This is a genomic window from Promicromonospora sp. NPDC090134 (assembly GCF_044746965.1).
Taxonomy (GTDB): Bacteria; Actinomycetota; Actinomycetes; order Actinomycetales; family Cellulomonadaceae; genus Promicromonospora.
This window is the reverse complement of sequence record NZ_JBIVCZ010000016.1, coordinates 17,286-35,060: the sequence shown is the minus strand read 5'-3', so window position 1 is coordinate 35,060 and position 17,775 is coordinate 17,286. Positions and strand designations below refer to the sequence as shown.

The 17,775-nt window shown below is 69.5% G+C and carries 19 protein-coding genes and 1 tRNA gene; 12 read left to right on the top strand and 8 right to left on the bottom strand.

All coding sequences use genetic code 11. The features are described 5' to 3' along the window. Positions 1 to 11 precede the first annotated feature (11 nt). From ACIPN7_RS28610 to ACIPN7_RS28600, 3 genes are all read right to left on the bottom strand, one after another. A complete protein-coding gene (locus tag ACIPN7_RS28610; RefSeq protein ID WP_400550408.1) occupies positions 12 to 599 on the bottom strand; it encodes a potassium channel family protein in 588 nt (195 codons plus the stop codon). 97 nt (positions 600 to 696) lie between these two features. Continuing rightward, on the bottom strand, positions 697 to 1,935 hold the full coding sequence (locus ACIPN7_RS28605) for an RtcB family protein (RefSeq protein WP_400550406.1): 1,239 nt from the start codon (positions 1,933 to 1,935) through the stop codon (positions 697 to 699). 121 nt (positions 1,936 to 2,056) lie between these two features. After that, the gene (locus ACIPN7_RS28600; RefSeq protein WP_400550404.1) at positions 2,057 to 3,655 is read right to left on the bottom strand and encodes an MFS transporter; all 1,599 of its coding nucleotides are present in this window, start codon (positions 3,653 to 3,655) and stop codon (positions 2,057 to 2,059) included. Positions 3,656 to 3,813: 158 nt separating this feature from the next. On the opposite strand from ACIPN7_RS28600, the gene ACIPN7_RS28595 reads away from it, so the two are divergent. Further along, positions 3,814 to 3,887, top strand: a tRNA-Ile gene (locus tag ACIPN7_RS28595). A 196-nt stretch (positions 3,888 to 4,083) separates the two neighbouring features. Further along, entirely contained in the window at positions 4,084 to 4,770 is a 687-nt protein-coding gene (locus ACIPN7_RS28590; RefSeq protein ID WP_400550402.1) for a hypothetical protein, read from the top strand. Positions 4,771 to 4,817: 47 nt separating this feature from the next. On the opposite strand, the gene ACIPN7_RS28585 is transcribed toward ACIPN7_RS28590, so the two are convergent. Both ACIPN7_RS28585 and ACIPN7_RS28580 read right to left on the bottom strand, forming a co-directional pair. Then, a complete protein-coding gene (locus tag ACIPN7_RS28585) occupies positions 4,818 to 5,438 on the bottom strand; it encodes a hypothetical protein (RefSeq protein WP_400550400.1) in 621 nt (206 codons plus the stop codon). A gap of 222 nt (positions 5,439 to 5,660) precedes the next feature. Then, positions 5,661 to 6,302, bottom strand: coding sequence for a GNAT family N-acetyltransferase (locus ACIPN7_RS28580; RefSeq protein ID WP_400550398.1), 642 nt, complete (start codon positions 6,300 to 6,302; stop codon positions 5,661 to 5,663). 176 nt (positions 6,303 to 6,478) lie between these two features. On the opposite strand from ACIPN7_RS28580, the gene ACIPN7_RS28575 reads away from it, so the two are divergent. The 7 genes from ACIPN7_RS28575 to ACIPN7_RS28545 all read left to right on the top strand — a co-directional run bounded on the left by ACIPN7_RS28575 (position 6,479) and on the right by ACIPN7_RS28545 (position 10,975). Continuing rightward, positions 6,479 to 6,712: a hypothetical protein gene (locus ACIPN7_RS28575; RefSeq protein ID WP_400550396.1), complete on the top strand. Its 234-nt coding sequence runs from the start codon at positions 6,479 to 6,481 to the stop codon at positions 6,710 to 6,712. A 17-nt stretch (positions 6,713 to 6,729) separates the two neighbouring features. Then, positions 6,730 to 7,239 (top strand): DUF6879 family protein, encoded by a 510-nt coding sequence (locus tag ACIPN7_RS28570; RefSeq protein WP_400550394.1) that lies wholly within the window; start codon positions 6,730 to 6,732, stop codon positions 7,237 to 7,239. After that, positions 7,211 to 8,074, top strand: coding sequence for a helix-turn-helix domain-containing protein (locus ACIPN7_RS28565; RefSeq protein WP_400550392.1), 864 nt, complete (start codon positions 7,211 to 7,213; stop codon positions 8,072 to 8,074). Before ACIPN7_RS28570 ends, ACIPN7_RS28565 begins: the two co-directional genes overlap by 29 nt. Positions 8,075 to 8,123: 49 nt before the next feature. Next, a complete protein-coding gene (locus ACIPN7_RS28560; protein WP_400550390.1) occupies positions 8,124 to 8,939 on the top strand; it encodes an HAD family hydrolase in 816 nt (271 codons plus the stop codon). A gap of 70 nt (positions 8,940 to 9,009) precedes the next feature. Then, positions 9,010 to 9,516: an Ltp family lipoprotein gene (locus ACIPN7_RS28555; protein WP_400550388.1), complete on the top strand. Its 507-nt coding sequence runs from the start codon at positions 9,010 to 9,012 to the stop codon at positions 9,514 to 9,516. A 115-nt stretch (positions 9,517 to 9,631) separates the two neighbouring features. Then, the gene (locus ACIPN7_RS28550) at positions 9,632 to 10,444 is read left to right on the top strand and encodes an HAD family hydrolase (protein ID WP_400550386.1); all 813 of its coding nucleotides are present in this window, start codon (positions 9,632 to 9,634) and stop codon (positions 10,442 to 10,444) included. Between the two features lie 48 nt (positions 10,445 to 10,492). Then, positions 10,493 to 10,975 (top strand): hypothetical protein, encoded by a 483-nt coding sequence (locus ACIPN7_RS28545; RefSeq protein ID WP_400550384.1) that lies wholly within the window; start codon positions 10,493 to 10,495, stop codon positions 10,973 to 10,975. An 87-nt stretch (positions 10,976 to 11,062) separates the two neighbouring features. On the opposite strand, the gene ACIPN7_RS28540 is transcribed toward ACIPN7_RS28545, so the two are convergent. Next, positions 11,063 to 13,765 (bottom strand): polysaccharide lyase family 1 protein, encoded by a 2,703-nt coding sequence (locus ACIPN7_RS28540; protein ID WP_400550382.1) that lies wholly within the window; start codon positions 13,763 to 13,765, stop codon positions 11,063 to 11,065. A gap of 228 nt (positions 13,766 to 13,993) precedes the next feature. Here ACIPN7_RS28540 and ACIPN7_RS28535 point away from each other — a divergent pair, with 228 nt between their 5' ends. The 3 genes from ACIPN7_RS28535 to ACIPN7_RS28525 are packed head-to-tail and all read left to right on the top strand — an operon-like array spanning position 13,994 to position 16,301. Beyond that, complete coding sequence (locus ACIPN7_RS28535) at positions 13,994 to 15,181, top strand: CE1758 family FMN-dependent luciferase-like monooxygenase (protein ID WP_400550380.1); 1,188 nt, start codon at positions 13,994 to 13,996, stop codon at positions 15,179 to 15,181. 2 nt (positions 15,182 to 15,183) lie between these two features. Continuing rightward, positions 15,184 to 15,624 (top strand): MarR family winged helix-turn-helix transcriptional regulator, encoded by a 441-nt coding sequence (locus ACIPN7_RS28530; protein ID WP_400550378.1) that lies wholly within the window; start codon positions 15,184 to 15,186, stop codon positions 15,622 to 15,624. Further along, a complete protein-coding gene (locus ACIPN7_RS28525; protein ID WP_400550376.1) occupies positions 15,621 to 16,301 on the top strand; it encodes a CE1759 family FMN reductase in 681 nt (226 codons plus the stop codon). Before ACIPN7_RS28530 ends, ACIPN7_RS28525 begins: the two co-directional genes overlap by 4 nt. Positions 16,302 to 16,373: 72 nt before the next feature. Here the strand turns inward: ACIPN7_RS28525 and ACIPN7_RS28520 are convergent, their stop codons facing one another. Together ACIPN7_RS28520 and ACIPN7_RS28515 are read right to left on the bottom strand one after the other, a co-directional pair. Next, complete coding sequence (locus ACIPN7_RS28520) at positions 16,374 to 16,523, bottom strand: hypothetical protein (RefSeq protein WP_285103938.1); 150 nt, start codon at positions 16,521 to 16,523, stop codon at positions 16,374 to 16,376. Between the two features lie 120 nt (positions 16,524 to 16,643). After that, positions 16,644 to 17,765: a M15 family metallopeptidase gene (locus ACIPN7_RS28515; RefSeq protein ID WP_400550374.1), complete on the bottom strand. Its 1,122-nt coding sequence runs from the start codon at positions 17,763 to 17,765 to the stop codon at positions 16,644 to 16,646. Positions 17,766 to 17,775 lie beyond the last annotated feature (10 nt).

Here is a 17,775-nt window from a genome sequence, read left to right as displayed (position 1 = left end):
GGATCCAGCCGTCACAGCTCGCCCGTGCGGCCCTTCTTGATCGCGCCGAGGATCACCCGGATGCCCAGGCCGAGGATGACGAGGTCCAGCAGGATCTGCACGGTCACGAGCAGGCGGACGGCGTCCGTCCGGGGCACGATGTCCCCGAATCCGACCGTCGCGAACGTGGTGACGGTGAAGTAGAGGGAGTCGGTCCGGCCGAGGGACTCGTTGAACGTCGTCGGCATCTGGAAGCTGAGCATGAAGTAGGTCGAGGCGAACAGGAGCAGGAAGAACGGGACGAGCATCGCCAGAGCCTGGATCGCCCGGATGCCGGGGTACCTGGAGCGGACGATGGCGCGAACCTCCCAGTACGCCGTCGCCGCGAACGCCGCGAGTCCGATGGTCAGCACGAGCGTGAGGTGCGAGACCGACTCCCGGTCGAGGGGCACCACGTAGTAGAGCAGCACCAGGAGGGCCGACGTCGCCCCGGCCCGCAGCAGTCCGACCACGATCATCACCCGTCGACGGCGGTCGCTCACGACGCCGGACGGAACGATCAGGTCGTCGTCTCCGGCGCCGACCCCGCCGCCGTCCTGCTGCGGTTCGTGTGCTGACACGTCGGCCACCTCCTGGACTTGGGACAACTCTCGCCCCGGACGTCCGTGGCGGCCACCGCGACCCCGAGATCATCGGGCCGGGGTGGCCGCCGCGGGCTCAGCCCTTGACGCAGAGCACCGTCCGCAGCCGCGCCACGACCTCGACGAGGTCGGACTGGGCCGCGATCACCGCGTCGAGGTCCTTGTAGGCGCCGGGGATCTCGTCGAGCACACCCTGGTCCTTGCGGCACTCGACGCCCGCGGTCTGCGCCGCGAGGTCCTCCAGGGTGAACTCCTTCTTGGCCTTGGTCCGCGACATCCGCCGGCCCGCGCCGTGCGACGCCGACCAGTACGACTCCGGGTTGCCGAGCCCGCGCACCACGTAGGAGCCCGTGCCCATCGACCCGGGGATGAGGCCCAGGTCGCCCTGGCCCGCCCGGATCGCACCCTTGCGGGTGACGATCAGCTCCGCGCCGTCGATCTGCTCGCGCGCCACGTAGTTGTGGTGCACGTTCACGCCCTCGTCGAAGGTGAGCTCCCGGCCGCCGTCGGGCAGCTCCGCGAACTCCTCCCGGACCGCCTGGACGGCGAGCGCCATCATGACCGCCCGCGAGCGGGCGGCGTACTCCTGCGCCCACCACAGGTCGTTGAGGTACGCGTCCATCTGGGGCGTGCCGGCGAGGAACACGGCGAGCTCGCGGTCCACGAGGCCCTTGTTGTGCTCCAGGTCCTTGGCGATGCGGACGTGGTGCTCGGCGAGCTCCTTGCCGATGTTGCGGGAGCCGGAGTGGAGCTGGAGCCAGACCTGGTCGTCCTGGTCCAGGCACACCTCGACGAAGTGGTTGCCGCCGCCGAGGGAGCCGAGCTGCCTGCGTGCCCGGGTCTCGAGCTGCCTGACCTTGGGGTGGAGGGTCTCGAACCGGTCCCAGAACACCTGCTCGCCGCGCAGCCGCTCCTGGCCCCCGGACCCCTTGACCGGCCGCAGCCGGCGCAGGTCCACCTGCTCGTCGTGCGAGTGGAACCCGACCGGGATGGCGGCCTCGATCCGCTTGCGCAGGCGGGAGAGGTCGTCGGGCAGGTCACTGGCGGTGAGCGAGGTGCGGACGCCGATCATGCCGCAGCCGATGTCGACGCCGACGGCGTTGGGCGACACGGCGTCGCGCATGGCGATGACGGAGCCGACGGTCGCGCCCTTGCCGAGGTGGACGTCGGGCATCACGCGGACGCCTTCGACCCAGGGCAGGGCGGAGATGTTGCGGAGCTGGTTCAGGGCCGCGTGGTCGACGTCGTGCTCGTGCGCCCACATGAGGGTCCGGGCCCGGGCGCCCGAGAGGGCGACCGGGAAGTTCGAGGACATGGGAGTGCTCCAGTCGTGTTGGGGGTGTGGCTCGCAGAACCTATGGGCGGACGTCGGGCGCACGCCAGGACATTTCCCGCGGTGCGGTGCGGTGCGGGGTGGGCCAGGGCCGGACCGGGGTTCAGCTGAGGTCGGTCCCGTCGAGGGAGGTCGACGGCTTGCGGTCGGGCAGCCGCAGCATGCGGAAGGAGTTGCCGAGCCCGACGAGGCTCGCGAGCAGCGGGACGAGCAGCGCCACCTGGAGGGAGCGGTTGCGGGCCTCGTCGTTGATGGCGAGCACCTCTGCCTCGACGTCCGGAGGCTGTCCGGTGATCTGCTCGGCCAGCGCGGTGTTGCTCATGACCTCGGCGTCGGTCTCGAGCGCGGCCGCGATCTGCTGCTGCTCGGCCGCAGGGATGACCGGGTTGTTCGCGGTGAGCTGGTTGAAGCCGACCGCAAGGGCGGCGAGCAGGATGCCGCCCGACATGGCGAGCCCGAAGGAGAGACCGAAGGACCCGGCGGCGGAGTTGACGCCGGCGGCCTCGCTGACGCGTTCCTCCTCGACGGGGGCGAGGGTGTAGTTGTTGAGCTGCGAGACCAGCAGCCCCAGGCCGCAGCCCGTCACGGCGAGCGGGACCGCGAGGTACCAGCCGCTGTCCACGCGGGGGACGAACGGGATGATGACCGCGATGCCGAGGCAGGCCAGCAGGAACCCGGTGCGAATGATCGCGGCCGGACGCCGCTTCCCGCCCCTGCGGCCCGCCACAAGCGCCGCGGCGAACATCGTCAGCGACAGCGGGGTCAGGGCGAGGCCCGCCTGGAGGGCGTTGTACTCGAGGGTCATCTGCAGGAACAGGGGCAGGGCGATCATGGCTCCGCCCAGGGTGATCTGCTGGAGCATCTGCCCGGTCACCCCGGTGGTGAAGGTGGGGTGACGGAACAGGTCGGGGTCGATCAGCGGCACCTTGCGCTCGCGCTCGCGGCGCACGAGCCAGCGGGCGAGCGACACGAGTGCCACGATCCCGACCAGGATGAGCAGGCCGACGAGCTCGCCACCCTCCTGCCAGACCAGGATGCCGAGCACCACGCCGCCCATGCCGATGACGGAGAGCACGGCACCGACGACGTCGACCTGGCGGGAGCCGGTATAGGGGACGTCGCGCACCAGCCGGATCTGGCTCAGGACGACGGCGATGATGAGCGCCTCCAGCCCGAACCCGACCCGCCACGACAGGTAGGTGGTGACGAACCCGCCGAGCAGCGGGCCGACGGCGGCGGCGATGGCGGCCGCCGCGCCCACCATCGCGTACGCCTGCTTCTGTGCCGCGCCCTCGAAGTTGCCGTGGATCAGCGACTGCATCGCGGGCAGGAGCAGCGAGGCCCCGAGCCCGCCGATGATCGCCCAGAAGATGACGATCGCCGTGAGGCTCTGCGCGAGCATCATGGCCACCGCCCCGGTCGCGTACGCCAGCAGCCCCAGCACGTAGGCGCGCTTGCGCCCGATCAGGTCGCCGACCTTGCTGTTGATCAGGATGAACGCGGCCGAGACCAGCGCCTCGAGCGCGATGGCGGACTGCACTCCCCCGGCTGTCGTGTCCAGGTCCCGGATGACGGCGGAGATCGACACGTTCATCAACGAGGTGTCGACCACCAGCACGAACATGGCCGCCGCCAGCAGCAGCATCAGCCGCCGGCTCCGCGCGGTCACGGCCGCGGTGCTCTCGCCCGGCTCGGTACCCATGTGGCCGCCCTTGGCTCAGGTGGCGGGTCGGCAGCCCCCGGCTGTGCCACCCGTCGCTCACTTTGGAGCGTACCGAGGCGGACGCCGTCCCGCCGTGTGGGTCCTCACCTGCGCCGACTGCCCGAAGCAGTAGGATCCTTGCGCGGCTTGTGCCGCACGCCCCGTTAGCTCAGCTGGTCAGAGCAGGAGACTCATAATCTCTCGGTCACAGGTTCAAGTCCTGTACGGGGCACCGTAGGCCCGGAATCTCGCGGATTCCGGGTCTCTCTGTTCCCATTACCCAGTGCCGACCCAGCGGAAACCCAGCGCTATCCCCGGCGAACGGGCGGCAAGTGCGACCTCCACATGAACCGCCCCAAAGGTCTCTCCGCGCCGATCACACCTTTACCCAGCGCGGTCACAGATGCGGCTGCGTACAGTGAGCGAGTATGACTGAGGAAGCCTCAGAGAGCGACGGATCAACGGAGCGCCGGATCAGAGTCCAGCGGCCAGGTGGTCAATGGGAGGACCTGCCTCCTACTTCCCCTCTAAGCGACGCCCCTGCGGTGAACGCAATCGGCAAGCGGAGCCTCAGAGAGCTTGCGGAGATCCTCAAAGACGAGAACGACCCTGACTATGCGAACGCCCTCAAGTACGACCAGCTGCTGCGGAGCCGCATGCAGCCAGGAGTTGAGTCGTACCTTGCGAAAGTGACGAAGGCTGGCAGGGCTGCCACAACGGCGGGTTCACTCGGGCGACGTTACCGAGAACTCGCCACCGCAACTCTGCCGACTTTCCCTGCCTCGTCGCTGGTCGACCTACCTAGTTTCAGATTTGCCTGGCGGCAGACCGAGCCCACAGATGTCCAGCCGGCCGCAGCCGACGTGGTCGAGATTCCCGATTGGAGGGAGGCTCTCCTGTCGCTGCAGCGCGATCAGATTGAGTTGCTCCAGAACGGTTACGACGCCGACCGGGCCGACGCAGCGGATGCCAAGGTTGCGGCGGACGAGGCTCGCGCTACGGACCGGGCCACTGCTGCGCGCACCGCTCGACGCGAGTGGATCGGGATCGCCGTCGCGGGTTTCCTGGGACTCGCTGGTCTCGTGATGTCGATCGTGGCAATCAGAGGGGCGTGATTCACTCGCTACCGCGGGGCTCCAGGCGCTTCTCCGGGCGGACGCTGCTATTCGCCCGGCGGGTATCCCCTCGAAGCGATCTTGCCCCCACCAGGCGAGGGCGGTTCGTCGCCTTGCTGCTCGACAGCGGGCAGGTCGTACTCCGGGCCTGTTCCGAGATTCTCGCGCATCGCAGCCCGGGTCTCACGCTCCCAGCGCCGAACCTCCTCCAGGGCCTCCTTGAGTACCTTCTGGGTCTTGCCGACCCTCTCCATGTCGAGTGGTCGCGCGTCGAAGGCGAGCGCGACATATGCGTAGCCATTGTTCAGCGGCCAGCTCAGGTTGTACAGGTAGTTGTTGGCAGGCTCGACGACGTCCTTCGGAGCTATCAACCGCATCTCGTTGAAAGTGGCCATGAGGTCTGCGCGGTCCTCATGGGCAACCAGACCCCACGCTGGCTCAGCCTCTGTGTGCGCTGATGCCTCGATACGCCGCTCCAGGTCAGCCGCTTCCGACAGAAATCGCAAGTAGACGACTCGACGCTGCTCGGTCCAAAGGAGGACGTCTCGGTCCTCACGTTGTTGCTTGCGTTCCCGGGCTGCGACGAGCAGCGATGTAGCACCACCGATGCCAGCGCCGACGACGCCACCAACAAGCCCGATCAGTGCGCCCGCGACGACCTCATCCATGCCAGCGAGGTTAGAACCAGCTTCCCTACCCGCGCGACGCGCAAGCGAGTGAATTTCAGCGAGGCCCAGAATCATCAAGATGCTGGGCCTCGCCGTTCCGTCATGTAGAACTAATAGCCGTCACCCGCCGAACCGCTCCAGAATCTCTCGGTCACAGGTTCAAGTCCTGTACGGGGCACCACTCCAGGCCCGGAGTCCCGCAACCGAGCGGCGTATGACGGGTCACAGGCCGAGCACCGGCCGGCATTCCTCCACCCCGGCAAGCTCGATGTCGGCCCTCCGGGACTCGGCCCAGCGATCCCGGGTGAGCCGCCAGCGCCGCAGCATCGCGGCGTCCCCACGACGGGTGGCCCAGTCCCTGCCGTTGGGCTCGTAGCCGAGACGCTCGGACACGCGGTTCGACGCGGTGTTGTCGACGAACGCCTCGCTCGTGGCCTCCCGGGCGCCGAAGCCGTCGAACGCGAGGTGCAGGACCGCCGCCCGCATCTCCGAGCCGATGCCGCTCCCCCGCACGCCAGGAGCCAGCCACGAGAACGTCGTCACGGACCCGAACCGGCTGAAGCCGGCGCCGACGAGATCCTGCATCCCTACGGGCTCGTCGTCGACCAGCACCACGAAGTACAGCCGCCACTGGTCGGGATCGACCCGGGCGCGGCCGGCCCAGATGCCACGGAGCCAGCGCCACTCGCGCTCCGGGCTGTCCGCGTAGAGCGACATCGGGTCGTCGAACGGCAGGGGCTCCGGGCCGACGACGCCGGCCCGGACCACCGGGAGCAGCCGCGCGAGGCGTTCGTCGGTCGCACCGGCAAGCACCAGCCTCGGTGTGCGCACCTCGACACCGAGCGGGGGATACGCATGCGCCATGTCACGCACCGTACGGCCGCGCTGCACCAGACGCCCCTGATTTTCTGTCGCCCACACCCCGGTCCAACTGCCGTGCCCGGCGCAGCAGTCGAACGACCGCCCCTTGACGGGGCCTGGCGTTACCACCGACCATGCTTGCACAAGGATTGTCGAATATTCGAGCATGGGAGCCCATAATGCGCGCACGCTTCATCGGCAAGGACCCTGAGTCGCCCGACGTCAACTCCCCCACCTTGTTCGCCACGGACCGCTCCGACCGCAAGACGTTCCTCGTCCAGGGCTGGAAGGTCACCGACCGCGCCGCACTGGCCGACGTCGGCAATATCCCCGGCCACGAGGGCATCGTCGAGGTGCCGTACGAGATCCTTGAGATGTACATCGCGCACAAGGCGCAGGAGGGCCGGCCCTGACTTCTCAGAACCCGTCGATGCCTGACCTCGGCAAGCTCTTCGCCGAGTTCGAGCACACCGCCTACCGCCTCGAGACCCTCGACAGGTACAACTCCCCGAACCTGCGTGAGCCGATGACGCGGTACCTGGCGACCGGGACCACCGACATGGCCTGGCTGGACGGGTGGCTGACGACCGTTCGAGTCCGGACCCGTGAGGGCCGGGCCGTCCGGCGTGTTCGGGTCGTGTCGTTGCCGCTGTCGGACTACAACCGCTTCGGGCTGTGGACGGCGGCGTTCAACAACGAGGCCGGCGAGGACATCCGTTACCTCGCCCGCGACGACGCGGCTGGACTGCCGGAATTCGACTACTGGCTGTTCGACTCCCGCACGGCAGCCAGGATGCACTTCGACGACGGCGTCGCCCTCGACGCCGAGCCCATCGAGGACCCGGCCGCCCTGGTCGACCTCAACTACCAGCGCGACGCCGCCTGGCACCGCGCCATCATGAGAGACGACTTTGCCGCGGAACACCTCGACCAACCCTGACATCCGGGCCGCTCGCAACGAGCTGGGTGCCCGCCTCCGGGACCTGCGGCGGGCTGCCGGCCTGACTGGTCAGCAGCTCGCCGCCTCGTTGTCGTGGAACCAGCCGAAGGTCTCCAAGATCGAGAACGGCCGGCAGACACCCACTGACGACGACGTCCGCTCGTGGTGCCGCGCCGCGGGCGACGACGGCGCGACCGAGGCACTGCTCGCGGACCTGCACACACTCCAGACCCGCCATCGCGAGTGGCGACGGGTGATGCGGACGGGCCTCGCCGCCGAGCAGACCGCAATGGGACGCAAGGAGCAGGACACCCGGATCTTCCGTGGCTTCCAGCCCACGATCGTGCCCGGCCTCCTGCAGACGCCTGAATACGCGCGCGGCATCATCGAGCGTGCCGGCAACGGACCAGCCTCTCGGGAAGCGGTCGACGAGGTGATCGCCGCGCGGATGCAGCGGCAGAACATCCTCTACAACGCCTCGAAGAAGTTCCGCCTGGTCCTGACCGAGGCGGCGCTGCTCAACTACGTGTGCCCGCCCGCGGCGATGCACGGGCAGATCGACCGGCTCATCAACCTGACGATGCTGCCGAACGTTCGGCTCGGCGTCATCCCGTACGACACACCCTTCGCCGTCGTACCCCTGCATGCGTTCTGGGTCTACGACGATCAGCTGGTCATGGTCGAGACTGTCTCAGCCCAGCTCAACCTGGCACAACCCCAGGAGATCGAGCAGTACACGAAGGTGTTCGAAGCCATGGCGCTCGACGCCGTCTACGAAGAAAAAGCACGCAAGGCGCTGAGGCGGATGGGCCAGCAGGTTGCCGCCCGAGAATAACCGAGAATAATCCTCGCAGACCGAATTCCACGTCAATAATCTCCCCGGCATGACCCCCGCAACGGCGCAGCCGCCCACAGCGAACACCGAGCCCACCGCGCCGCTCCTCGTGGCGTGCGACATCGACGGGACGCTCCTTCGCACCGGGCAACGACCGACGGCGGCAGTGCGGCACGCGGCACGCGAGGTCCTCCGGGCCGGCCACCACGTAGTCCTCGCCACCGGCCGGTCCCTGACAGGCGCGGTCACGGCCGCCCTGCAGCTCGGCCTGCGCGACGTGTGGATCGTCGCGAGCAACGGCGCGGTGACCGCGCACCTGCTCGGCGACCACTACCGGGTCGTCGAGCAGCAGACGGTGGACGCCGCGGTCGTGATCGACGTCGCGCAGAAGGAGGCCCCGGCCGTCCGGATTGCCGGCGAGATCGTCGGCGCCGGCTGGCATGTGTCAGCGCCCTTCCCTGGCCACGAGCTCAACGGCACCCAGCGCCAGGCCACGATCGCGGAGTTCCAGACCAACTCGACGCCCAGGATCGCCCTGCACGGACCCGACGCCTACCGCCTGGTTCCCGCACTGCTCGCCCGGGGTCTGACCGCCATCGCAACGCGGCTCGACTGGGTCGACGTCACGCCGCCCCAGATCTCCAAGGCCTCCGCGCTGGAGAAGGTCCGCATCGAGCTCGGCATCGACGCGGGCCGCACTGCGGCGATCGGCGACGGCGAGAACGACATCGAGATGTTCCGGTGGGCCGCGCACGCCGTCGCCATGGGACACGCCTCGCCGTTCGTGCTGGCAGCCGCGAGGTACCGCACGGGGTCGATCGACGACGAGGGTGCCGCGAGCGCCCTGTTGTCGCTGCTCGGATAGCGCGTCATCTCCGCGCCCGTTCAGGCCTCCCTACATGGGTAACAAACCCTCGTCCCAGGGAGGCAAGCCCATGCGTACCCCGATCGCCGCGAGTCTGAGCGCCCTGACCCTGGTCTTCAGCCTCGCGGCTTGTTCCTTGCCGGAGGAGCCTGTCGCAGACGAAGCGCCGTCCGCCGAGACCACGACCTCCGCCCCGGCGTCGAAGCCGAAGGCGTCCGCCGAGAAGAAGGCCGAGGAACCCACCAAGGAGGAAAAGGCCGAGCCCGAACTCACTGAGTCCCAGCAACAAGCCATTGCGTCGGCGCAGGACTACCTCGACTACCAGGCGTTCTCACGGCAGGGCCTGATCGACCAGCTCTCCAGCGAGTACGGCGAGGCCTTCCCCGTGAAGGACGCAGAGTTCGCCGTCGACTCGCTGGACGTCGATTGGAACGAGCAAGCCGCCAAGGCGGCACAGGACTACTTGGACTACGACTCGTTCAGCCGACAGGGCCTCATCGATCAACTTTCGTCCAAGTTTGGCGACCAGTTCACCGTGGAGCAAGCAACCTTCGGCGTCGACCAGAACGGCTTGTAGCCCGCAACGAGCTGGTCCAGCCCTCCGAACCCGCGCGAAACTTCAGCCTGGCGGATCGGCACCTCGCCGTGTCCGCTCCTCGCCTGAGCCGGAGAGCGCCAATAGCCTCCAGAACATGACGAGCACGCCCCCGAGCGCGGCGCCGGACGCGAGCTTCGCCACCCGGCTGATGATCGCGTGCGACATCGACGGGACGCTCCTGCGCACGGGGCACCCGCCGACGTCGGCCGTTCGCCACGCGATGGGCGAGGTCCTCGGGGCCGGCCATCACGTCGTCCTGGCCACCGGGCGGTCGGTGCTGGGCGCGGTCTCCGCCGCCCTGCTGCTCGGCCTCACGGACGTCTGGATCGTCTCGAGCAACGGCGCGGTGACCGCGCACCTGCTCGGCGAGCACTACCAGGTGGTCGAGGAGCACACCGTCGACGCCGTCCTGGTGATCGACGTGGCGCTCAAGGAGGCGCCGGCCGTGCGGGTCGCCGCCGAGATCGTCGGCGAGGGCTGGCGAGTCAGCGCCCCGTTCCCCGCCCACGAGCTCAACGGCGCCCAGCGCCAGGCGCCGATCGGCGAGTTCCTGGTCAACCCGACGCCCCGGATCGTCCTGCACGGGCCCAGCGCCGACCAGATGGTGCCCGCCCTGGTCGTGCGGGGCCTGACGGCGATCGCCACCCGGCCCGACTGGGTCGACGTCACCCCGCCCGGCATCTCCAAGGCCTCCGCCCTGGAGAAGGTGCGCATGGAGCTCGGCGTCGAGGCGAGCCGCACGGTCGCGATCGGCGACGGCGAGAACGACGTCGAGATGTTCCGCTGGGCCGCGTACGACGTCGCCATGGGGCACGCCCCGCCGTTCGTCGTCGCGGCGGCGTCCTACGGCACGGGGTCGATCGACGACGACGGCGCCGCGACCGTCCTGCGGTCTCTCCTGAGCTGAATGGTCGGGTACGACATCGCCACTCCGCCCGACCGTTAGTGTCAGCCCATGTGGAAGCGGTATCTGCACGCGGGCGTCGTGTCGTCGGTCGTCTATGTGGTGGCGGGGCCGTTCCTCACAATCCTGTCACTGACCGCGCAGAGTGACGCCGCCGGCGGCGAGGAGGACTTCCTTCCGATCGGGGTGGTGGCCGGCTGGATCCTCGCTGCCGCACCGCTCACCCTGGCGATAGTGGCGACCGCCCTCCTCGGTGAGGTCTTCGCTCGGCGGGTGCGCAAGCCAGCGGGGAAGTTGCTGGTCGTCTCCTTGGTCTCGGCCGTCCTGGTTTTCGGCACTGCCACGCTCCTGACGACTTTGACCGGTGTGTCCTTCTTGGAGTGGTCGCTCTTGTCCTTGACGCTCCTGCCCGGCTGGCTGGTCGCCGGCGCGGGGCCCCGGTTCTGGTGGTGGATCGCAGAGCTCGACGCCGCCGTCGCCGGGATCGACACCGAGCCGAAGGCCGCTGAGGCGGACCCACGGCCGGTGAACTGACAACGCGCGACGAGGAACGCCCTGGGGAGGTATCTCCGCACTCCCCAGGGCGTTCGTCTCAGGCACCGGCCGCTCGGACCGGCGCGGTCACAGGGTGACGGTGCGTCCTCCGATCGTCACGACCAGCCGTCCGTCCGAGGCGAACGACCAGTCCAGCGCGCCCGAGTACTGCGCGCACCGGGACCCGTTCGAGCCGGACCACCACTGGTTGCCGCCCGCGTCGGTGCCGATGATGCGGTCGTTCGACCCGCTGTTGCAGGACGTGTTGTCGCGGAACGTCGACGAGCCGCCGTCGAAGTTGAAGTTCCGCTCCGCGCTGCCGATGCTCAGGTTGTTCGAGACCGTCAGCGACCCCAGGTTCCGGTTGTAGCCGAAGCCGTGCTTGCCGTTGTCGTACGCGATGTTGCGCCGCACGACGTGGTTGACCGAGATGTCCTCGCCGCCCAGCTTGTAGCCGTTGCGGTCGCCGTTGCCGGCCTGCGAGCCGTCGGACAGGGTGCCGTTCTCGTACGAGAGCGAGTCCTCGATGGTCACCGCCCCGATGGGCCCGGTGTCGTCCTTGGTGTACAGGTCCCAGCCGTCGTCGATGTTGTTGTGGGACACGGTGTACCGGAAGACGTTGCCCGAGCCCACGGTGAGCTTGGGCGCGAACCCGTCGGCGTCCTCGCCGTCGGAGTCGGCGTTGTCGTGCGATTCCGAGGAGACGACGAGGTTGTTCGACGGCCACTCGCTGCTCGGCGCCCCGGCGGTGTACCGGGAGATCTGGAGGCCCGAGTCGCGGTTGAACCGGGTCACCACCCGCTCGATGACGTTGTTGTCGCCGCCCAGCATGATCCCGTTGTCGCCGGCGTGCTCGACGACGATGCCGCGCAGGTGCCACCAGTCGCCGCCGATCGCGATGCCCCGGTTGGCGGGGTCCTCGCTCTGGGCCGAGAAGTTCAGCACCGGGGTCTCACCGGGGTAGGCGAACAGCTCGGTGCGGTTGCCCGAGGTGCCGCTGTTGCCCGGCGGGATGTCGACCGTCTGCGACAGGTTGTAGGTGCCGCCCCGCGCGTAGATGGTGCCGCCGGCCGCGATCCGGCCGATCGCGGAGGCCAGGGTGGTCGGGTCCGACTCGGTGCCCGCGGCGCCGGAGCTGCCGCCCGGCGCCACGTAGAGCGCGTCCGCGGTCGGCTGCTCCTCGCCCGGATCCTCACCACCGGGCTCCTCCTCGCCCGGATCCTCACCACCGGACGGGGTACCCGCGTACGTCTCCAGCTCGGCGATCCTCGGCGTGGCCGACGAGGAGGTGATCTCGAAGTTGAGCTTGCTCAGCGAGGTGGCCGCGAAGCTGATGACGCCGGCGCCGCTGCCCGTGGCCAGCACCGCTCCGTTGTCGTTGTTCACGACGCGCCACGAACCGATGTTCCCGACGGCGCCGGACGCCTCACGGACGTTGATCGACGACACCGTGGTCGCGGACCCCCACTTGACCGAGACGCGCCCGGTCGAGCTCGCCGGGGACCAGTAGGTGCCCGTGTCGCCGTCGAGCACGTTGCCGTAGCTGGTGCCGCTCGCCTTGCTGGAGCCGTCGGCCCCGGCGCCGACGCTCAGGTTGGTGCCGGTCGGCGGCTCCGTGGGCGGGTCGGTCGGGTCCGTGGGCGGGTCGGTCGGGTCGGTCGGCGGGTCCGTGGGGTCGGTCGGGGTGCAGCTGCCGTCCGAGACCTGCAGCCCCGTGTTCGCCCCCGCCGTCTCGGCGACGACCGCGGGCACGCAGCTCGCCGCGTCCAGCGGGTAGGAGTACGGGATGCTCACGGAGGTGTTCGACGTCGGGTTCGGCCCCGCGGGGTTGTTGTCCTCGCCCGGGCTGGACCACGTGACGTTGTCGAAGACGTTGCCCGCGACCTGCCAGAAGCCGGCCTGGTCGGTGTAGAACGTGCCGAGCACGTCCTTGGAGTCCTCGAAGTAGTTGTTGTCCACCTTCGCCTTGGCGCCGGCCCGCGAGTTGATGCCCGACTCCACGAGGCCCACGTAGTGGTTGTTGTAGATGTGGGCGATGCCGCCACGCAGCAGCGGCGTGCGGGAGTTGAGGTTCTGGTACAGGTTGTGGTGGAACGTGACGAACCCGTTCGAGAGGTCGCTCTCGCTGGACCCGATGAGCCCGCCGCGCTCCGAGTTGCGCAGGATGCTGTACGAGAGCGTCACGTACTTGGTGTCGTTCTTCATGTCGAACAGGCCGTCGTAGCCCTCCGACTCGCCGCCCGAGGCCAGCAGCGTGAGGTGGTCGGCCCAGACGTTGCGGACGCCGCTCTCCATGCCGATCGCGTCGCCGCCGTTCGACGTCGGGGAGCCCGACTTCTTCACGTTCTGGACGGTCACGTTCTGGATGATGATGTTGCTGGACTCGCGGATGTGGATGCCGATCTGGTCGAAGACGGCACCGCTGCCGACGCCGACGATCGTGACGTTGCTGATCTGCTTGAGCTCGATCACGTCGTCGGCCGTGCTGCAGCTGTCACCCGAGACCTGGCTGGTGTTGCCGTGGTTGATGGTGCCCGACACCTCGATGATGATCGGGGTGCTGCTGCTGGCGCGGCTGCACAGCGCCGTGTGGATCGCCGTGCCCGTCGTGGCCCGGACGGTCTGGCCGCCGGCGCCGCCGGTGGTGCCGCCGTTCTGGGTCGCATAGCCGGTGGCCGAGCCGGTGGCGGCCGCGGCGTCCGGCACGGACTGGGCGGTCACCCCGATCGCGACGGCGAGGGCCGTCGCGGCCACCGCCGAGAGGATCTGGACAGCTCTTGGTCGTCTCATCTCATTGCCTCACGTTCGTCGTTGAATGCGGGACATTGCTGTGGTGCGCGCAGCGGGTGAATACGGGTAACCGGTTTCCCAGATCCTAGTAACCGGTTTCTCAGATGGCAACCCCCCTGCCCTCGGCGCGCTGCGAAGCACCCGGGAATACATGACCAGTCATGCTGTTGACCAAGATGCATGACCAGTCATGCGATCCATCGAGGTCACGCTCGGAAAGGCGAACCCATGCAGTTCGGAATCTTCAGCGTCGGCGACGTCGCGCCCGACCCGGTCACCGGCCGCACCCAGAGCGAGGCGGAGCGCATCAGCAACCTCGTGCGCATCGCGCAGCGCGCGGACGAGGTGGGCCTGGACGTCTTCGCCATCGGCGAGCACCACAACCCGCCCTTCATCCCCTCGTCCCCGCCCACCCTGCTGGGGCATATCGCCGCGCTGACGAAGAACATCGTGCTGAGCACCTCGGTCACCCTGATGACCACCAACGACCCGGTGAAGATCGCCGAGGACTACGCAATGCTCCAGCACCTCGCCAAGGGCCGGCTCGACCTCATGGTCGGGCGCGGGAACACCGCGCCGGTCTACCCGTGGTTCGGCAAGAAGATCCGCGACGGCGTGGGCCTCGCCCTGGAGAACTACAACCTGCTGCACCAGCTCTGGCGCAACGACGTCGTGGACTGGGAGGGCCAGTACCGCACGCCGCTGCAGGGCTTCACCGCCACACCCCGCCCGCTCGACGACGTGCCGCCGTTCGTCTGGCACGGCTCGATCCGCACCCCGGAGATCGCCGAGCAGGCCGCCTACTACGGCAACGGGTACTTCGCGAACAACGTGCTGGCGCCCAACTTCCACTTCAAGCCGCTCGTCGACTTCTACCGGCAGCGGTTCGAGCACTACGGCCACGGCCGCGCCGACCAGGCGATCGTCGGGCTCGGCGGCCAGGCGTTCATCGCCCGGCGCTCGCAGGACGCGGTGAACACGTTCCGCCCCTACTTCGAGAACTACGCGCTGTTCCGCGGCATGAAGCTCGAGGACTACATGCGCGACACCCCGCTGAGCGTCGGCAGCCCGCAGGAGATCATCGACAAGACCCTGACCTTCCAGGAAGGCTTCGGCGACTACCAGCGCCAGCTCTTCGCGATGGACGGCCTGGGGCTGCCCGTCGAGGTGGCGCTGGAGCAGGTGGAGCTGCTGGGCACCGAGGTGGTCCCGGTGCTGCGCAAGGAGCTGGCGTCCCGCCGTGCCCCTGGCGTCCCCGACGCGCCCACGCACGCGAGCCTGGTGACCGCCAAGTACGGCGACGCCGAGCCGCGCCAGCCGCGCCCCAACCCGAACCGCGGCGACAACCTCTCGGGAGCCTCGCCGTACCAGGACACCGACGCGGCCGTGCAGGCGCACTTCCCGGCGGTGGTGTGACAGTGGCCGGCACCGCGCGGCTCGCGAACGAGGCCTGGGAGGCGCTCTTCCGCGCGCAGGCCACGATCGCCCGCGAGTTCGAGGCCGCGGACATCTGGGGCGACCTGCTGCCCCGCGAGTACGGGGTGCTCTACGCCCTGTCCACCGCCCCGGACGGCCTGCGCATCACCGACCTGATCGACGACGTGCTGCTCACCCAGGCGGGCGTGTCCCGGCTCGTGGCCCGCCTGGAGCAGCGCGGCCTCGTCGCCCGCGGGGACGACCCCGACGACGGCCGCGCCTGTCGCCTGCGCCTCACGGCGGAGGGCGAGGCCGTCCAGCGCCGAGTGGGCGCGGAGCACGCCCGCCACATCACCCGGGCCATGACCAGAGCCCTCGACCGGAGCCAGCTCGAGACGCTCCGGGACCTCAGCACCGCACTGCTCGAAGGGAGTCACCCATGAGCACCACCCCGCTCGACCTCGTGGTGGTCAGCGCCGGCGTCAGCGAGCAGTCGTCGACCCGGCTGCTGACCGACCGGATCGCGCAGAAGACGCTCGACACGCTCCGGGACGCCGGGGTGCCCGCGACGGCGAGCGTGCTCGACCTCGGGCCGCTCGCCGTCGACATCGCCCGCGCCGTCGTCTCCGGGTTCCCCGGCGAGGACCTGAAGCGCGCCGTCACGCGGCTCGCCGCGGCGGACGGCGTCATCGCCGCCACCCCGGTCTACAAGGCCGGGATCAGCGGGCTGTTCAAGTCGTTCGCCGACGTGCTGGACAACGACCTGCTCGTGGCCAAGCCCGTGATCCTCGCCGCGACCGGCGGCAGCGCCCGGCACGCCATGGTGCCCGACGAGCAGCTCCGCCCGCTCTTCGCCTTCCTCCGCGCGATGCCCGTGCCCACGTCCGTGTACGCGACGCCGGAGGACTGGGGCTCGCCCGACCTCGGCAGACGGATCGCACGCGCGTCCACCGAGCTCGCGCTGCTGCTGCGCAGCGGCGTGGGCCGGGAGATCGCCGACACCGCCTGGGACGGGTACCAGCACCAGTTCTCCGGCAACGCGACGCGGGCCGAGCGGTCGGCCGCGGACGTCGACTTCACGACCGACCTCATGCGGCTCGCCGCCGGGGGCGGGCGCTGACCGGACGAACGCCGGCCCGGCGCCCCTGCAGCGGGCGCCGGACCGGCGGAAGATCGAGCGGTTCGTCGTGCGTCAGACGCGCCTGCGGCCGACCAGGCCGATGATCAGGCTCGCCACGAGGACGATCACGCCGATCCAGATGAGGAACTGACCGATCTCGGTGGCGACCCCGAGAATCACGAGGGCCACACCGATCAGGATGAGGATGAGCCAGCCGGGCATGTCTATCTCCTTCCACGCGCGGGCGCTGGGTCGCGCCGCGTTCTCTCGACCCTCACCCGGTTCGAGTTCACTCGCACGACGAAAAAGACAACGCGGTCAAAACGCGCGTGGCGTGGCCCGTCAGTTCTCGCGAGCGAGCACCGACTGCCAGTGCCACGGCTCCGGCACCCGACCGTCCGGCTCGGCGAACGCGGGGTGGGTCCAGCCGTGGGCCCCGGCGTTGGCCTTGAGCCAGGTGTACTGCACGGTGTCGAACGTCTCGACGCCCCCGCCGATGTCGACCGCGAGCCCGAGCCCGTGGTTGGAGCAGCCGGGCGGGGCCGCGATCGGCGAGGACGGGTCGTACAGCTCCTCCTGCGAGGCGTACGAGCGGTAGGCCGAGTTGATCGTCAGGTGCTGGCCGAACTCGGCCTGGTACGCGGCGTCCAGTGCGATCAGCCCCTCCAGCACGTCCGCCCGCACGACGAAGTCGGGCGCCCACGGGATGGGCGCCAGCGCATCGTCCGGCAGGAGCCCGCTGTCCGGGTCCCAGACCTGGTCGGGTGCGGGGCAGCTGACGGCGTCCTGCGCGGTGGTCAGCGCCTCCGTGGCCATGGTGATGACGGAGCGGGTCGTGGTCAGGTCGTGCTCGGCCTGCGCCAGGTCGGCCAGGTCGGTCCCGGCGAGGGTCGCGTTCGCGGCGTCGTCGACCGCGGTGCCCGAGTCCAGGGCCTCCCGCAGCTGGGAGCGGACGTCGTCGTCGACCCCCTTGCCCTCCGTGGCCGCGTAGATCTTCTCGGCGCGCTTGCCCGCGCCCGCGAAGCTCTCGCGGGCCGAGGTGACCTCGCTGCGGGCGAGGTCCACCATCGAGGCCCGCACGGCGTCCGACGCCGTGGCGAGGGATGTGGCGGCGTCCGCCGTGCCGAGGGTGAGCCGCGTGAGGAACGGCTCGTCCAGCAGGTTGTCCGCCTCCGCGATCTCGGCCGACAGGGCCACGCGGGTCCCCGGGTCGGCGACCCGCCCCGCGGAGGTGGCCAGGAGCTGCGCGGCCACGACGTTCTGGTCGCCGAGGTCCTCGACGTCCGAGACGAGGTACCAGCCGAGCCCGGCCAGGCCGAGCAGCACGACCACCACGATCGTCGCGGCGAGGGAGATCCGCAGGGCGCGCCGACGGCGGGCCTTCGCCTCCCGCCGCTCTCTTGCCGATCCGTCGGCCCTCACGTCCGTCGGTTTGGCGGGCGGCGCGGCGTTCGACAAGGTCACGAGGCCAGAA

Bases quoted from the DNA above. Each gene is read 5' to 3' on its own strand.
- ACIPN7_RS28600 (WP_400550404.1), bottom strand. From the start codon at position 3,655: ATGGGTACCGAGCCGGGCGAGAGCACCGCGGCCGTGACCGCGCGGAGC.
- ACIPN7_RS28590 (WP_400550402.1), top strand. From the start codon at position 4,084: ATGACTGAGGAAGCCTCAGAGAGCGACGGATCAACGGAGCGCCGGATC.
- ACIPN7_RS28580 (WP_400550398.1), bottom strand. From the start codon at position 6,302: ATGGCGCATGCGTATCCCCCGCTCGGTGTCGAGGTGCGCACACCGAGG.
- ACIPN7_RS28520 (WP_285103938.1), bottom strand. From the start codon at position 16,523: ATGCCCGGCTGGCTCATCCTCATCCTGATCGGTGTGGCCCTCGTGATT.
- ACIPN7_RS28570 (WP_400550394.1), top strand. From the start codon at position 6,730: ATGCCTGACCTCGGCAAGCTCTTCGCCGAGTTCGAGCACACCGCCTAC.
- ACIPN7_RS28540 (WP_400550382.1), bottom strand. From the start codon at position 13,765: ATGAGACGACCAAGAGCTGTCCAGATCCTCTCGGCGGTGGCCGCGACG.
- ACIPN7_RS28585 (WP_400550400.1), bottom strand. From the start codon at position 5,438: ATGGATGAGGTCGTCGCGGGCGCACTGATCGGGCTTGTTGGTGGCGTC.
- ACIPN7_RS28575 (WP_400550396.1), top strand. From the start codon at position 6,479: ATGCGCGCACGCTTCATCGGCAAGGACCCTGAGTCGCCCGACGTCAAC.
- ACIPN7_RS28525 (WP_400550376.1), top strand. From the start codon at position 15,621: ATGAGCACCACCCCGCTCGACCTCGTGGTGGTCAGCGCCGGCGTCAGC.
- ACIPN7_RS28605 (WP_400550406.1), bottom strand. From the start codon at position 1,935: ATGTCCTCGAACTTCCCGGTCGCCCTCTCGGGCGCCCGGGCCCGGACC.
- ACIPN7_RS28535 (WP_400550380.1), top strand. From the start codon at position 13,994: ATGCAGTTCGGAATCTTCAGCGTCGGCGACGTCGCGCCCGACCCGGTC.
- ACIPN7_RS28555 (WP_400550388.1), top strand. From the start codon at position 9,010: ATGCGTACCCCGATCGCCGCGAGTCTGAGCGCCCTGACCCTGGTCTTC.
- ACIPN7_RS28550 (WP_400550386.1), top strand. From the start codon at position 9,632: ATGACGAGCACGCCCCCGAGCGCGGCGCCGGACGCGAGCTTCGCCACC.
- ACIPN7_RS28560 (WP_400550390.1), top strand. From the start codon at position 8,124: ATGACCCCCGCAACGGCGCAGCCGCCCACAGCGAACACCGAGCCCACC.
- ACIPN7_RS28545 (WP_400550384.1), top strand. From the start codon at position 10,493: ATGTGGAAGCGGTATCTGCACGCGGGCGTCGTGTCGTCGGTCGTCTAT.